The organism is Seramator thermalis, from assembly GCF_004138125.1.
GTDB lineage: Bacteria > Bacteroidota > Bacteroidia > Bacteroidales > Dysgonomonadaceae > Seramator > Seramator thermalis.
This window is the reverse complement of record NZ_RXHS01000008.1, coordinates 63,196-77,298: the sequence shown is the minus strand read 5'-3', so window position 1 is coordinate 77,298 and position 14,103 is coordinate 63,196. Positions and strand designations below refer to the sequence as shown.

Annotated in this window: 10 protein-coding genes; 4 read left to right on the top strand and 6 right to left on the bottom strand. The window is 43.1% G+C overall.

Annotation, left to right across the window (positions count from 1 at the left end; translation table 11 throughout):
- Positions 1-164: 164 nt before the first annotated feature.
- The 6 genes from EJN84_RS07535 to EJN84_RS07510 form a co-directional block, all read right to left on the bottom strand.
- Positions 165-1,175, bottom strand: coding sequence for a coiled-coil domain-containing protein (locus EJN84_RS07535; protein WP_129594850.1), 1,011 nt, complete (start codon positions 1,173-1,175; stop codon positions 165-167).
- Positions 1,176-1,273: 98 nt separating this feature from the next.
- On the bottom strand, positions 1,274-3,733 hold the full coding sequence (locus EJN84_RS07530; RefSeq protein WP_129594849.1) for an alpha-ketoacid dehydrogenase subunit alpha/beta: 2,460 nt from the start codon (positions 3,731-3,733) through the stop codon (positions 1,274-1,276).
- A 29-nt stretch (positions 3,734-3,762) separates the two neighbouring features.
- Positions 3,763-4,131 (bottom strand): four helix bundle protein, encoded by a 369-nt coding sequence (locus EJN84_RS07525; protein ID WP_129594848.1) that lies wholly within the window; start codon positions 4,129-4,131, stop codon positions 3,763-3,765.
- A 41-nt stretch (positions 4,132-4,172) separates the two neighbouring features.
- Complete coding sequence (locus EJN84_RS07520; protein WP_129594847.1) at positions 4,173-5,912, bottom strand: transposase; 1,740 nt, start codon at positions 5,910-5,912, stop codon at positions 4,173-4,175.
- 200 nt (positions 5,913-6,112) lie between these two features.
- On the bottom strand, positions 6,113-7,471 hold the full coding sequence (lpdA, locus tag EJN84_RS07515; RefSeq protein WP_129594846.1) for a dihydrolipoyl dehydrogenase: 1,359 nt from the start codon (positions 7,469-7,471) through the stop codon (positions 6,113-6,115).
- A gap of 13 nt (positions 7,472-7,484) precedes the next feature.
- Positions 7,485-8,819 carry a dihydrolipoamide acetyltransferase family protein gene (locus EJN84_RS07510; protein ID WP_129594845.1) on the bottom strand — a complete coding sequence of 445 codons (1,335 nt, stop codon included), beginning with the start codon at positions 8,817-8,819 and terminating at the stop codon, positions 7,485-7,487.
- A 356-nt stretch (positions 8,820-9,175) separates the two neighbouring features.
- Here EJN84_RS07510 and rhaB point away from each other — a divergent pair, with 356 nt between their 5' ends.
- The 4 genes from rhaB to EJN84_RS07490 all read left to right on the top strand — a co-directional run bounded on the left by rhaB (position 9,176) and on the right by EJN84_RS07490 (position 14,015).
- Positions 9,176-10,657 (top strand): rhamnulokinase, encoded by a 1,482-nt coding sequence (gene rhaB, locus EJN84_RS07505; protein WP_129594844.1) that lies wholly within the window; start codon positions 9,176-9,178, stop codon positions 10,655-10,657.
- Positions 10,658-10,685: 28 nt separating this feature from the next.
- Entirely contained in the window at positions 10,686-11,957 is a 1,272-nt protein-coding gene (locus tag EJN84_RS07500; RefSeq protein ID WP_129594843.1) for an L-rhamnose isomerase, read from the top strand.
- A complete protein-coding gene (gene rhaT, locus EJN84_RS07495) occupies positions 11,954-12,985 on the top strand; it encodes an L-rhamnose/proton symporter RhaT (protein ID WP_129594842.1) in 1,032 nt (343 codons plus the stop codon). The genes EJN84_RS07500 and rhaT overlap by 4 nt, the downstream gene beginning before the upstream one ends.
- Before the next feature lie 139 nt (positions 12,986-13,124).
- Positions 13,125-14,015 carry an AraC family transcriptional regulator gene (locus EJN84_RS07490; protein WP_129594917.1) on the top strand — a complete coding sequence of 297 codons (891 nt, stop codon included), beginning with the start codon at positions 13,125-13,127 and terminating at the stop codon, positions 14,013-14,015.
- The last annotated feature ends 88 nt before the right edge of the window (positions 14,016-14,103 follow it).

Genomic DNA, 14,103 nt, shown 5'->3' with positions numbered 1-14,103 from the left:
AATCATTTTTGTGATCTTACATGAAAAATGCAATATCGATTCGCGTACCTTGTGTCTCGGTGTCTTCGTGATAAAAAATAGCCACAAAGACGCTAAGGCACAAAGCAAACACAAAGCTTACTTCTTTATTTCCGACTTCTCTACTTTTGACTTCTCTAATCTTTTCATTCCTTCACCTTTTCGCGTTCGATGAACTGCGTTTTGTTCGCACTCTCGATGGCTTTCAAGGCGATATCTTTCACCGTTTTTTCCGAAACATCCACTTTAGCCGATGCTTCTTTCAATTGCTGTTCCATTTCCTTGATTTTGGATTGAAGTGTCTGAATCTGATGATCTTTCAGATTGATAATTCCCTGAACTTCTTTCTCGCGAAGTTCTTTTTCGTAAGCATAAACAGACTGCAATCTTTTCTCGGTCTCTGCCTGAGCTTTTTGAACGGCTTCGGACAATCTCGATTCGAAATTTTCCGCTTGTGCCCGAAGAGATGCGAGCTCGTTTTCGCTCTCCTTCAACTGTTTTTCGCGTTCGGCAACTTCCTTTTCGAATGCAATCTTCCGTTCCTTTAACTCAGCCTCCTGACGGTTTTTCATCTGAAGATATTCATCTTCTTCCTTTTTTCGCTTTTGCTGCGTAGTGTAGGCATATTCCTCTTCCTCGCGGCGACGCATTTTGGCAAGATTTTCTTTTTCCGCCTTCAGCACAGCCTCATGCTCGGCCTTCTCTTTTTCCCATGCCGCGCGGGTTTGTGTGATTTGCGAAGACAACTCCTCTTTTCGGGCATCCATTTCCTGTTCGAATTGCTCTTTCTGCTCTTTCTGTGCCAAAAGGATAGCCGAAAGCGAATCGGCATTTACCGAGATGCCATACAGATCATCAAGTCGTTTTTCCTCAATTCGAATGGCATTTTGAATCGTTTCGAGTTTCTTACGCTCGTCAGCCAATTCTTTTTCGATAATTTCGAGTGCAGCGACAAATTCCGATTTAATTTTCGCAATTTGTGCTTCAATATCGCCTTCGGTCGTTTTGGTTGCCTTTTCTACCGTTTGCACATCCTGCTTTCGCTGTTGAACTTCTTTGGGATTGTCGTTCGATTTTTGCTCCACTTTTTTCAACAGTTTTTCGTAAGCCTCCAAAATCTGAGCTTTCGTATTTTTTTCGGATACCGGCTGTTCCATATTTACATAAAATTTTTAGGGTGAAACAATTACTTTTATTAATATCCAGTTTTTTTGAACTGTCACAAAAGTAATATAAGTAATTCAAAATTATTCTTTTAGATTCCTTTTTTCGCTCTTCTTGCCATTTCACCATCGGTGAAGTTCTGCGACGGAATATATCCTTGGAGCGGCTGGATACGCTGGTGAATCATATCGAGAAACCAACCGGGTTGCGGGAAAAAAGCCGTTTCGAGTTCGTGAGCCGGAGTGATCCAGTTGCGCGATCCCAACACACACACCGGAGCATCGAGATAATCGAAGCAGAGTGAACCGATATTGGCAGCCAAATCGTTGAGGAATGAACCTCTTGCACATGCATCACTCGCGACTATTATTTTCCCTGTCTTTTTCACCGATTCGATTACTTTTTCATAATTAAAAGGAACCAACGACCGTGCGTCAATGACTTCGGCACTCATGCCATATTTTTCTTCCAACTCACGGGCAGCTTCCAAAGCTTGATACAATGTATAGCCGATCGTAAGAAAAGTGATATCTTTTCCTTCTTTTTTGATATCGGGTTCGCCCAATGGAATTTCGTAATATCCGGTCGGTACTCCACCTTTGTGAAACTGTTCACCAATATCGTAAATGCGTTGACTTTCGAAGAATACAACCGGATCGGTTCCCTGCAAGGCGGCATTCATCAGCCCTTTGGCATCGTAAGGTGTAGCGGGAAAACAAACTTTGATTCCCGGAATATGTGTCAAAAGTGAAGACCAATCCTGCGAATGTTGAGCGCCATATTTCGAACCGACTGATACGCGAACTACAACGGGCATTTTCAGCACATTTCCACTCATGGCCTGCCATTTGGGCAATTGATTGAAAATTTCGTCGCCTGCGCGTCCCAGAAAATCGCAGTACATCAGTTCGGGGATAACACGTCCGCCACACATGGCATATCCGACGGCCGTTCCAATGATCGAAGCCTCGGCAATAGGTGAATTGAAGAGCCGATGATATGGCAACGCCTCCGTCATGCCGACATACACGCCATAAGCACCACCCCAATCACGATTCTCTTCACCGTAGGCAATAAGGGTGGCATCCTTATAAAACCGATCCATGATGGCTTCAAAAATGGCGTCGCGCAACTGAAACTGCTTCATCTTGCTGAAAGGTTTGCCTTCGGCATCGAATGCAAAACGCTCTTTGGCAGCAATCTTCTTAACCCGCGGATTTTCCTCCAAAGGCATCAATACTTCCGGCTTCGCATCGGAGAAAGAATCTACCGAGCCGTTCGAAAACATCAGGTCGCCGATCAGCTCGGGATTTTTCATGCGTGGCGAAATATTGTCATCGATAGTTTTCAAAAACAACTCGTAAATGAGGGTTTTTACATCGTTCCACACATTATCCAAATCGGTTTGCGCAGCCACTCCGGCCTCAATCATCTGCTTGCCGAACGAAGCAATGCAATCGTGCTGTTGCCAAGCCTCGACTTCTTCTTTTGTCCGATACGAAGAAGCATCAGATGACGAATGTCCGCTATAACGATACGTAAGTACATCGAGCAAAACAGGACCGTTTTTTTCTTCGATAACTTTCCGTTTTCGTTTATAAGCATCGATTACGGCAAGCGGATTATACCCGTCCACGCGCTCAGCATGCATCTGTTCGGGATTAACACCGGCGCCGATGCGGGCAGCAATGCCGTAACCCATTGTTTCGCCACAAGTTTGTCCGCCCATACCGTACTGATTGTTCATGATATTGAAAATGATAGGCAATCCGCCTTTCATATCGCCTTCCCAAAGCTGCTTGAACTGATCCATAGCCGAGAAAGTAATTCCTTCCCACACGGGGCCACAGGCAAGTGCAGCATCGCCGATATTGGCAACCACCAAACCGGGTTTGCGATTAACTTTCTTGAACAGCGCTGCACCAACGGCAATATCGCCCGAACCACCTACAATGGCATTGTTGGGATAAACGCCGAAGGGCGTGAAAAATGCGTGCATCGATCCGCCCAACCCTTTGTTGAAGCCCGTCTCGCGCGCAAATATTTCGGCCAGCGTTCCATAAACCAAAAATCGGCGAGCGAGCTCTTTTGTGGTTCCGTTGAAATCTTTTTGAACGATTTTCAAAATGGTTCCGTCGAAGAAATTCTCCATGATTTGCATCAATTGCTCATCGTCGAGTTTGTGAATTGCCGACATCCCTTTTGCAAGAATTTCTCCATGCGAACGATGACTCCCAAAAATGAAATCTTCAACAGTAAGTGTCCAAGCCATACCGACTGCTGCCGATTCCTGACCAATGGAAAGGTGTGCAGGTCCGGGATGGTTGTAGGGCGTTCCGTTATATTCGCCTTTGGTTTTGATGAGATTGATCATGGTTTCGAACTCGCGAATCAAAACCATATCATGATACATGGCCTTAAATTCGCCATCTGAAAAATTGTTTCGTTCATCCTTCACCGTTTTTTGATACTGGTTGACAGGAATAGCTTGAAATTCGATAAATCCCGGTTGTCGTACTTGATTGGGATCGATAAATTCACTTTTTGGCATATTATTTTTTGATTTGATGATTTACTGATTTACTGATTTGATGATTCGTTAATTTTCTTTTTAGTGGAAGATATAATTTTTGCAAGTATTTTTTTAATGCTGTTCAGTGTTGGCAATAAATCGGCTATCGGAGGATAATTTTCAGCATTATCACATATCAGAAGCCAATATTCAGTTTCTTCTACTTCTTTTGCTGCAATTTTCATTTTGTGTAGAAAATCCGTAATACTTTCTGCATTTTGGGCTTCACGAACATTTGCTCCGATTGAAGTACCTGATTTCAATAATTGATTAGCAACAACAAATCTTTTGTTTTTCTCCAGAATCTCACAATAAGAGACAATTTGCATAGCAAAATCAAAACTTACCTTAACTATTTCATTTTCTTTTGAAATCATTGAATCAATAAATCTTGAGTCTCCTCTGATAACCCCATTTTTCAAAAATGCGAAAGATTGAGATATTTCAGACGAGAGTTGTTTAAAAAATTATTCATTAGAGAGTTTACATTATTTTTAAAACATATCCATTTTTTAATGGAAAAACAGCGTCTTTTTTGACTCGAAAGCGATCTTTTACTTGCTTGCATCTCGTGTTTCAGTATTCTTCTGAAGTTTATCCAAGTAGCCCGGGAGTAAGCCCATAGGCGGTTGGCAGCAAGTCCGCGGTAGCGTGTCTTGCCGTTTGTGAGGTTATATCCGAATTGAAAAATTGTGGCTTCCACATTGTTTCGCTTCCATTTCTCCCTGATGGGGACATCTCGCAGCTTTTGCCTTAGCATGGATGTACGGACATCCTCTATCGTGAAGTAACGGTATTTGCCATCATCTGTTTTGACGCGCCATTTCTTTACAGGTTTTCCTGTCTGTGAGTCTATCTTTGTTGTTGCTGCCAAACATGCTGTAATAATTATTTGTGTTTTAGTGTCCAGTACTATCAGCTCATCGGGATTCTCTTCACCGGGCGTGAGTTCATACCTGGGAGGCTGGCCCTGTATCCCTGTAAGGATTAAATCAATGTCATTTTCATTGGCATAATCTTGAGTGCCGGTACTGTTATAAGCCCCGTCAGCATATACTTTTTCAATCTTATCATCAAGGAGCTTTCGTGTTTCCTCGATGGAGGGTTCAAGAAAATCGCAGTCCGGGGTTGAGACAACATCCAGGTTTACATCGGTAACCAGGTTCAATGGCTGCCTGTCGCTATCATCAGGCTGTCCTTCGCTATCCTTTGGTTCATCATCGCATGTTTCAGTAATGTTTGCGGAATAGCCCTTTACTCTCTTTCCACCCTTGTTACGGTAGTGGGAGTCGGTATCGTGAGGTGATTGTACAGATTTAGCGCTTATCTCGTCATTCTCTTTAGGGAGTACAATCTTATCGGGAGTTACAGTAAACTGCTGTTCAAAGACAGCCTTCAGAGTCTGGTAAGTACCATAGTCATGCCTTTTAAACAATTTGATAAAACGATACATCAGCCTGCCTAAAGCAACGAAACAGGTATCTACCTCCTTCTTGTTACTGCGATAGATGAACTTGCTCCCCTCCTCGTCCATGATATGATCGATAAGGTCGAACTCCTCCTGTGACAGGCTGCGTTTGTAAATATGATCTGAACGCTCCTCTATGAACAGGGCAAGTGTTTCATGTACAAGCTCGTAGCGGGTATACCAGGAGATGTTGCTTCCTATAAGCTTGCTGTCCATGAGTACCTGTTTGCCGCTGACTTTGAAATCAAGTATCTGGCTTTTAGTTATCTGCTGCATACACTCCTTGAACAGATCCGTGTCATTTTCCCTGTTATAGTCCATTACTTTCTTGCGAAACAGGTAGTAAGTGGAAGGGACCGGAGCGGTGTCGGTAAGGTTCATAAGCCCCAGAGAACTGCGGACTAGCAGGTTATAGTTGCATTCCGTGAAGAGTTGTTCATCGCTCCAGCCCTGGCCCTCTTTCAGGATAATCATTCCCACGAGAACGCGTATGGAAGCGTTAGGACAACCGTTATCTAAAGAATAAAGGACACTGAAAATATCTTCATTTACACGCATTATGACGTGTTCGCGGAACATATTATGCCAGGAGTCATTTTTCAGATAATTCTTCAACGAGGTGCCTTGTAATATCCCGGCAGGGGATGAAAACATGTCCATTTGTGGATTCTTATCGGATTCTTTAAACATTTTTCCGGTTTTAAATATACCGCTAATATACTGAAATATAGATTAATATGCAAGCAATTAGGATACTGATTTTAGTGCATTTTTGAAAAATTTAAACCGTCCCTTCCGGGCGTCACTGAATTGAAAATAAAAAGTCAGAGACTTTTCGGAGTGGACTCAATCTTCACATTATTAAATTGTTTCATTTCGACCTTGTTCAACTAATCAAACGAAAAAATAGTTTCCTTGATTATCTCGCTAACGGTTGGATGCGGAAAAACAACTTCCTGTAATTCTTTTACGGTCATTTCCTGTTCGATAGCCATGCAAGCGCCATAAATGATTTCGCTCGATGGATTTCCCAATAAATGCACCCCAATAACTTCGCCGTATTTTTCTCCAACCAGCACCTTGCAAAGACCGTTGCCTCCTTCGTTTTCGGCTACGAAACGGCCCGAGTAAGACATCGGAAGTTTGGCCATCTTGTAGGTAATGCCTTTGGCTTTGGCCGATTCTTCGGTTTCGCCCACGCCTGCCACTTCGGGATTGGTGTACACCACGCCGGGAATGGCATTGTAACGCATCCTGTCCTGACGTCCGACAAGATTATTGACCACCACTTCCCCTTCGCGACTTGCCGTATGAGCCAACAGCGAGAAACCCGTAACATCCCCGGCTGCAAAAACTCCGGGCACATTCGTGCGCATTTTTTCGTCGGTCTTGATGCCGCCTTTGTTCAGTTCCACGTTCAGATTTTCCAATCCGAATCCTTCTGTTACAGGACGACGGCCGACACTTAGAAGAATTTTTTCTCCTTCAACCGTTTGTGTTTTGCCCTCTTTTTCGAAAACCACTTTATGTCCGTCCACCTGCACCACTTTCGCATTCAAGTGGAAATCAATTCCTTTTTTGGTATAAATATCGCGAAGCATCGCCGAAATCTCGAAATCGAGACCACCCAATATTTCGGGCAACATTTCTACAATCGTAACTTTCGTTCCCAAACTGTTGAAAAAACCGGCAAATTCCATTCCGATAACGCCTCCGCCGATCACAACGAGCGATTTTGGCTGCTGTTTCAGTTCGAGTATTTCGCGATTGGTAACCACGACGTCACCCGCTTCCTTTAGGCCGGGAATAGGAGGCACGGCTGCCTCGGAACCGGTGCAAATCAGCAGGTTTTTACCTTTATAGATATTGCCATTGCAGGAAACTTCTATCCCGTCTTGTCCACGACCGACTATTGTGGCAGCGCCTTCGATAACAGTTACTTGATTGGCTGTCATTTTACTTTTGACGCCTGCAACCAGTTTTCGTACTACCTTATTTTTTCGGCTGATGATCTTTTCGTAATCATATCCAACATTTTCGGCCTGTACTCCATATTTATCTGCATGCAAGGCGTTTTCGTACGTTTTAGCACTATAAAGCAAAGTTTTTGTGGGAATACATCCTTCATTGAGACACACTCCGCCTAAGGCTTTCTTTTCGAAAAGCGTTACGGACAATCCATGATGTCCTGCCCTTTCAGCCGCTACATATCCTGCAGGGCCACCACCAATAATTAATAAATCAGTCATAAAGTATTAAAAGTTAAAATAGTTCGATTTCGAGATTTTCTATTTCCTCTGCAATCTGTTTCAAAAAGCGTGTAGCCTCGCCGCCATCTAGTGAACGATGATCATAGGTGAGGCTCAATCCGATGTAAGGAACAAATCCATAAACCCCATCTCCCAAATCTTTTGGCCGGAGAACAATTGTGTTCACACCCAAAATTGCCGATTGCGGCAAATTGATAATCGGCGTAAAAATCTCAACGCCATAATTTCCCAAGTTGGATACGGTAAACGTACCGGCCTCCGGCGAAAGAATCTCCGGATTCACATTCCCCTTCCGACATGCCGCTGCCACTTCCTTAAGCTGGCTTGCCAATCCGATGATGGAAAGGTCATCGGCATTGCGCACAACCGGCACCATTAATCCCCGATCGGTATCGACCGCCAAACCAAGGTGAATTTTCTTGAAATATCGAATGCTGTCGCCGAGAAAATGCGAATTCACATTCGGAAATTTTTGCAAAGCTTTGATCACGGCAAAGCAGACAAAATCGTTCAACGTGATATTCACCTGCAACTGTCCGCTTTCAAAGGCTGCTTTTGCCTTTTTGCGAAGTTGGAGAATGCGTCGGGCATCTGCACCCAAATGGTGTGTCAACTGAGCCGAGTTTTGAAGCGAAGCCTGCATCGATTTTGCAATCAGCTTGCGGATATTGGGCAATTTCCGATCTTCGTAATCCAACCCATAAACGGCATTTGTCGGAGCCGATAAATCTATCGATTTTGCCATTCCGTTTAATCCGCTTCCCGATGTAGTCGGTTGCAACCCTTCTTCGGCAGCAAGTTTTTTTGCCAACGGCGTCAGTTTGGGACGATTTTCGAGTGCGCTTCGAACGTCTTTTTCGATAATACGACCATTGGGGCCTGAACCGGCAAGAGCGGATGTTTCGATTGCTTCTTTCTCGGCAAGATGTCTGGCTCGGGGCGAAACCGGAGCATTATTTTTATTCGGTTGAAGTTCTGGAAGAGGCGGTTGTTCGGGAGAATTTTCGACTTTGGCAACCGCTTGTTGAGTTTCCTTTTCTACTTCCGCAGCCGGTATATCGGTTTGCGCGAGCAAATCGGAATAATTTTCACCGGGTTCGCCGATAATCATCACGTTTTGCAGCACGGGAACTTCGTCTCCCTCGCTATAAAAGCATTCGAGCACAGTTCCGTCCTGCGGTGACACTTCTTCAAAAGAAGCCTTATCGGTTTCATAGGAAAAGATGACTTCTCCTTTTTTTACTTTATCGCCTTTTTTCTTGATTTCTGCAATAATACAAGTTTCAACCGATTGCCCCTGCTTGGGCATAATAATCGATACAGCCATTCATTTATGATTTAAGTCGTTATATTTATTTTCCAATATCGAAACACATGAGTAAGATTTTTTTACGATATGCGATATAAAGATTTTACGAGTGTTTCGATGCAGATATTAATTCTGTTTAGTGATTACAAAAATAGACATTCTCGAGTCAACAATCGTTATAATTATTGATTTAACGACTATAATATTTGATATAATTTCATCGGAAACTCGATTTTTTCTTCCGAAATCATTCAATTCACATAAAATAATATCAAATATTGCAGTTATAAAATCATTTTTTCAATTACAAAGTAAATTTACATTGTTTACTTTTGCCTAAAACATTTATTTTTAATCTTTATTATTTCAGCCCGATGGGAAACAAATCAGTATCTTTTTTAGCAATCGATCTCGGAGCCTCGAGTGGAAGAGCCATGTTAGGCATTGTGGAAAGCGGAACATTGGAATTGCATGAAATCAATCGGTTCAAAAACCCGATCATCGACATTCACGGACGTTTATACTGGGATTTATTTCATTTGTATTCACAAATCTTGAAGTCGCTCAAAATAGCAAAAAACGAAGGAATCGAACCGGCTTCCATCGGAATCGATACGTGGGGTGTCGATTTCGTAAGTTTCGGTAAGGATGGCGAACCGTTGAAAATGCCTTACAGTTATCGCGACACGCACACATTCGGTGCACCCGAAAAATTTTTCGAGAAAATTTCGCGTCGGGAAGTTTATCGAAAGACAGGTATTCAAATCATGAATTTCAATACACTTTTTCAGTTGGACACCCAATTGAGAGAACAAAATCCAATTTACCCGTCCATCGATAAAATACTTTTCATGCCCGACGCATTGTCATATCTGCTTACGGGGAAAATGGTTACCGAATATACCATTGCGTCCACATCACAACTGATTGATCCATACACTCGTAAATTCGATGCCGACTTGCTTTCCGCCATCAAATTGAACGAAAATCACTTTGCCCCTATCGTGTTTGCCGGAACAACCATAGGAGCGCTGTCGAAATCGGTACAAAACCAAACAGGGTGTGGCGCTATTCCGGTAGTTGCGGTTGCCGGACACGATACGGCTTCGGCCGTACTGGCAACGCCGGCTGCAAATAAACATTTTGCTTACCTCAGTTCGGGAACGTGGTCGTTAATGGGAATCGAATCGGAACAGCCCGTGATTAACGACACCACATTTGCCCTCAATTTCACCAACGAAGGTGGTGCGGACGGCTCGGTTCGCCTGCTTAAAAATATTTGCGGGATGTGGCTCATCGAACAGTGCAAAAAAGAATGGGACAATAACGATGAAATATCCTATCAAGATATCGTGGATGCTGCCAAACAAGCTCAGCCTTTTCGATGCTTCATCTATCCTGATGCTCCGATTTTTGCTAGTCCGAATTCGATGATCGATGCCATTCGGCAATTCTGCACCGAAACTGGTCAATACATACCGCAAACGATGGGCGAAATTGCCCGTTGCATCTACGAAAGCCTGGCTTTTCGTTACAAACAGGTGTTGAATGATTTGCAAAAATTAGCCTCTTTTCCGATCGATGTTCTTCACATCATTGGCGGCGGATCGCAAAACGACATGCTGAATACTTATACGGCCAATGCCATTGGCAAAAAGGTGATAGCCGGACCATCGGAGGCAACAGCCATCGGAAATATTCTCGTGCAGGCTCAAACTGCAGGTTTGGTCAACAACAAACAGGAAATGCGCAATATGGTAGCCCAATCTTTCGATTTGAAAACCTTTCTGCCGGAAGACATCCAAAATTGGGAGTCGCATTATGCCGAATATCTTCAAGCCACACATAATTTTTAGATTTTCACATAATTAATATCATCATCAAATGAAAGACGAACAGATCAAGAAAGCGTACGAAGCCGCTAAAGAGCAGTACGCTGCGTTAGGAATCGATGCCGATCAGGCTGTCGAAAAATTAAACACAGTATCCCTTTCCATACATTGCTGGCAAGCCGACGATGTGTTGGGTTTCGAAAATCCCGAAGGCGGTTTGTCGGGAGGAATTCAGGCCACCGGCAATTATCCTGGAAAAGCACGCAGCATCGAGGAGTTGCAAAAAGATATCGAAAAAGTGCTGACACTGGTTCCGGGAAAACATCGGTTGAGCCTTCATGCCATTTACGGAGACTTTGGCGGACAATTCGTTGATCGCGATCAAATCGAACCTAAACATTTTCAGGTATGGATGGATTGGGCCAAAAAGAATAATGTGAAACTCGATTTCAATTCTACCTTCTTTTCTCATCCTAAGTCTGATAGTGGATATACACTTTCGGATTTCGACCCCGAAATCCGAAAATTCTGGATTGAACATCTGCGCCGTTGTCGCCGCATAGCCGAAGAAATGGGACGTCAGCAAGGCGATGCCTGCATTCACAACATTTGGATTCCCGACGGCGAAAAAGATAAAACCGTTTCGCGAATGAAACACAGGGAATTGCTGAAGCAATCGCTCGACGAAGCACTGGCCGAAAAAATCGATACGAAGTATCTGAAAGATACCGTGGAATGCAAACTTTTCGGTATTGGTAGTGAAAGTTTTGTGACTGGTTCCCACGAATTTTATATGGGCTATGCCATCAAGAACAACATGATGCTCACCTTGGATGCGGGACATTTCCATCCGACGGAAGTGATTTCAGATAAAATTTCATCGATGCTGCTATTTGTTCCCGAAGTCAATCTGCACGTCAGTCGTCCCGAACGCTGGGACAGCGATCACGTAGTAATCCTCACGGACGAATTACTCGCTCTCTCACAAGAAATTGTTCGTTCTGGACAAATCGATCGCGTACATATCGGGCTTGACTATTTCGATGCTTCCATCAACCGGCTCGGCGCTTATGTGGTAGGCATCCGATCGGCTCAAAAAGCCATGTTGCAAGCGATGCTCGAACCAACAGAAAAATTAAGAGATTTCGAATTGAAGAACAAAAACTTCCAACGCATGGCCTACCTCGAAGAACTAAAAGCTATGCCATGGAATGCAGTTTACAACTATTATTGCCTGCAGCAGGCCGTTCCGGTTGCCGACGAATACATCGCAAGCATTCAAGCCTACGAAGATGAAGTAACATCAAAAAGATCATCGAGATGAACACAATTATCGGGTTGATTATTATTGCAATAGGGAGTATGGGCCAATCGAGCTCATACGTCCCTATCAATAAAATCAAAGATTGGTCGTGGGAAAACTTTTGGCTCATGCAAGGAGTTTTTGCCTGGATTGTATTCCCATTGTTGGGAGCATTGATGGCAAATTCGTTTCCGGAGCTTATGCAAATTTATGGCGCAAATTCCGGAGCAGTACTTGCAACGGTTGGATATGGCATTTTATGGGGAATCGGGGGATTGACTTTCGGCCTTAGCATGCGTTTTCTGGGGATTGCTCTGGGACAATCCGTTGCATTGGGAACCTGTGCCGCTTTCGGGACGCTTATTCCGGCGGTGCTTAGCGGGACCGACCTGCTTTCACCCAAAGGGCTGATATTGTTGTTGGCGGTTGCCGTAACACTCGTTGGCATTGCATTGGTGGGGTATGCTGGCAGTCTTCGCTCGAAAAACATGTCGGAAGAAGAACGGAAAAAAGCCATCAAAGACTTTGCACTGAAAAAAGGACTGCTTATCGCCTTATTGTCCGGCGTAATGAGCGCCTGCTTCAGCTTGGGGCTGAATGCCGGAATTCCCGTAAAGGAAGCAGCCATTGCCATGGGAGCGCCGGAATTGTTTGCGCAAAATCCGGTTACTTTGCTGGTTACACTCGGCGGTTTCTTCACCAACCTCGTCTATTGTCTTTATATGAACTCCAAAAACAAAACCGGTGGCGAAATCAAAAATTCATCGAAATCGGTTTTAATCAACAATCTGCTTTTTTGTGCACTTGCCGGCCTCTTATGGTATTCGCAATTCTTCGGATTGGGAATGGGACAAAGTTTCTTCGAACCCGACAGCGTGATGATGGCATTTTCGTGGAGTATTCTCATGTCATTGAATGTGGTTTTCAGCAATGTTTGGGGAATCATTCTGAAAGAATGGGTCGGCGCCGGCAAAAAAGCCGTATTTTTCCTGGCAATAGGAATGGCGACGCTCATCTTTGCGCTGATTATTCCGAATTTGTTTAGGTAATCGAATACAATCATCATCAATTTTCATTTCGGCACAATACGGTTATCAACAAACTATCTGTTTATTACTGTATTGTGCTTTTGTTTTTTTACTTATATTTGTCGATGAATAAATGATACCTTATAACCAACAAGAAGACATGCGGTATAACGATTTTGGTATCGATTTTAAGTACCTGATAGTAAACGAAAAAGATAAAAGTTTCGGTCTTACTGTCAATACAGTCGGTTTTCAACCAATCCCGCCACATGCTTTATATCCATCGACCGAACATCCTAAAAATTATTATTTTGATCCATGCAGAGGCAGAATATTATCTGAATATCAAATTCTTTATATCAGCAAAGGAAAAGGGACTTTTACTTCGGAATCTACCAAAAAAACCACCATCGAGAAAGGTCAAGCTATTCTTCTCTTTCCGGGTCAATGGCATACCTACTGCCCTTCCTACGAAACCGGATGGAATGAATATTATATCGGATTCGAAGGCCGCATTATCGATAATATTGTTGCCAATGGATTTATATCAACGGAGAAACAAATATTCGACATCGGCGTAAGCGAAGAATTGGTTGACTTATATTCGACAGCAATCAAAGTTGCTAAAGAGGATAAAAAGGCGTCTCAGCAACATTTATCAGGTATTGTTCTCAATATTCTGGGATCTATACTTTATCTGTCCTATAATAAAGATTCTGATTCCAAAGAAACCACTCAAATAGTTGAGCGGGCCAAAGTGATCATGCTCGAAAATATCAATAAAGAAATTGATATTCACGAAATAGCTTCGAATTTGGGAACGAGCTATTCCTGGTTCAGAAAAGTATTTAAAGAATACACCGGATTTGCACCCTCACAATATTTTCAGGAATTAAAACTCAGAAAGTCTAAGGAACTGCTAATCGAATCAAACTTATCGGTCAAAGAAATTGCCTATCATCTCAATTTTAGTTCCTATGAATATTTCTTATCATTCTTTAAAAAAAGAGTCGGCCTGACTCCTTTAGAATACCGGAATATGGGAAAATAAATTTCCCACCTGCAGATTCCACAACATAAATAAAGACAAGAAAATAATCTTCTTTTCGATATTGCTCTTTTATCATTCCATTCTAATT

Coding starts and splice junctions, on each gene's coding strand:
- EJN84_RS07535 (WP_129594850.1), bottom strand. CDS start 1,175: ATGGAACAGCCGGTATCCGAAAAAAATACGAAAGCTCAGATTTTGGAG.
- EJN84_RS07530 (WP_129594849.1), bottom strand. CDS start 3,733: ATGCCAAAAAGTGAATTTATCGATCCCAATCAAGTACGACAACCGGGA.
- EJN84_RS07525 (WP_129594848.1), bottom strand. CDS start 4,131: ATGATTTCAAAAGAAAATGAAATAGTTAAGGTAAGTTTTGATTTTGCT.
- EJN84_RS07520 (WP_129594847.1), bottom strand. CDS start 5,912: ATGTTTAAAGAATCCGATAAGAATCCACAAATGGACATGTTTTCATCC.
- lpdA (WP_129594846.1), bottom strand. CDS start 7,471: ATGACTGATTTATTAATTATTGGTGGTGGCCCTGCAGGATATGTAGCG.
- EJN84_RS07510 (WP_129594845.1), bottom strand. CDS start 8,819: ATGGCTGTATCGATTATTATGCCCAAGCAGGGGCAATCGGTTGAAACT.
- rhaB (WP_129594844.1), top strand. CDS start 9,176: ATGGGAAACAAATCAGTATCTTTTTTAGCAATCGATCTCGGAGCCTCG.
- EJN84_RS07500 (WP_129594843.1), top strand. CDS start 10,686: ATGAAAGACGAACAGATCAAGAAAGCGTACGAAGCCGCTAAAGAGCAG.
- rhaT (WP_129594842.1), top strand. CDS start 11,954: ATGAACACAATTATCGGGTTGATTATTATTGCAATAGGGAGTATGGGC.
- EJN84_RS07490 (WP_129594917.1), top strand. CDS start 13,125: ATGCGGTATAACGATTTTGGTATCGATTTTAAGTACCTGATAGTAAAC.